Origin of the sequence: Companilactobacillus mindensis DSM 14500 (assembly GCF_001434275.1) — a bacterium.
Lineage (GTDB): Bacteria > Bacillota > Bacilli > Lactobacillales > Lactobacillaceae > Companilactobacillus > Companilactobacillus mindensis.
Genome location: NZ_AZEZ01000095.1, coordinates 24976 through 26389, shown reverse-complemented (window position 1 = coordinate 26389; position 1414 = coordinate 24976). Strand labels below are relative to the sequence as shown.

Here is a 1414-nt window from a genome sequence, read left to right as displayed (position 1 = left end):
TTGGATGGCCTATTAGTATATCTAAATAATTGTATGTAACCAAACTTGAAAAAGAATCATATTTAAAATCAGAGATTTTTCTAATGCTTAATAAAAGGATACCAACCAGCCAAAGCAAAACCAATCAAGGCAGTGACTAGACAGAAAACAACTACGGCCCAGATCAGTGATTTGCTGATAATCTTTTGAGATTTTCTAGCAAAAGCAATTTCGGTCAAAGCGATGAATATCAAAGCGACAATGATTTTGACGATCAAGAGAGTTGGTTCGACTGACCAAGCTCGTAAAGCCAACTTAACTCCGGTGGCGATAATAACTAAGTAGCCGACGCGAGTAATCATTTCGTAAACTTTTGTATGTGAATTCGTAAATAATGCCGATAAAATCATGATTGCCATAACGATCCAGGTAATCAGATGTGTCCATAACCATATCATATGTAGACCTCCTAAATATCTTCAATCTTAACATTAAAAAAGAGACCGAGTTTTTCCCTCGGCCTCAAATTATTAATTTTTTAAATTCTCTTTACGTTTTTTATAATCGTCATCAGAAACATTACCTTTAGCATATTCCTGATCCAAAATTTCTAAGGCATTAGTTTTATTAGTGTGATTGCGATTACTGTTGCTGAACAAATAAATCGCTGCAAAAACGATCAGCAAGAAAATAATGCCAGACAACCACATGCCACCGCCCATGAAACCCATGTTCCAAAGGGTGCGACAACCTGCAAATCCCATCATGATCGACATCTCCTTTATGGTAGATTCAAGTCAATTATAGGTAGCTTGAAAATAACTAGCAATTTTGTTGCTTGTTATTAGTAGTAAGGATAATCGTTATTGAAATAATGATGTCAACTACCATGGACTGAAGTCCATGGCTTGTAAGTAATAAACAAACCTACTGCTTACTAGCTACAATTTGCATAGATACAGCACTGCGTACCATCCGAAGATGCTATGTCTTACACGCTAATTACCAATGCCTTTTTAGTCCGCAAGTTGCCAAACAGACGTTATCTTTTTACATCTTTACCAATCCTTTATTTAGGATATTGATAGCTGCATTATGATCTCTAAGGTGATGTTTATGACAGACTGGACAAGTCCAATGTCTGTCGGTTAGAGTCAATTTGTCAGCACCGCTCAAGATATGTCCGCAATTGGAACATGTTTGGGTGGTGTTTTTTGGATCTATAGTCAAAAATTTTCTACCATATAAATCAGCTTTATAAGCTAGCATGTTTAGAAATGTTCTCCACCCAACGTCGGAGATTGACATTGCCAAAGCATGATTTTTCAACATATTTGAACTTCTCAATTCTTCAGCTACTATCAAATCGTGGTTATTGATAAGTTTAGTAGATAAAACATTCAAGAAGTTATTACGTTGATTTCGTATTTTTGTG

Annotated in this window: 2 protein-coding genes and 1 pseudogene; all 3 read right to left on the bottom strand. The window is 35.7% G+C overall.

Annotated elements, in window-relative coordinates; translation table 11 throughout:
* Positions 1-80: 80 nt before the first annotated feature.
* Positions 81-437: a DUF1516 family protein gene (locus FD29_RS09180; RefSeq protein ID WP_057888644.1), complete on the bottom strand. Its 357-nt coding sequence runs from the start codon at positions 435-437 to the stop codon at positions 81-83.
* 72 nt (positions 438-509) lie between these two features.
* Entirely contained in the window at positions 510-746 is a 237-nt protein-coding gene (locus tag FD29_RS09175) for an SHOCT domain-containing protein (RefSeq protein WP_057888643.1), read from the bottom strand.
* 283 nt (positions 747-1029) lie between these two features.
* A pseudogene (locus FD29_RS11670) lies at positions 1030-1414 on the bottom strand (RNA-guided endonuclease InsQ/TnpB family protein); the annotation flags it as partial.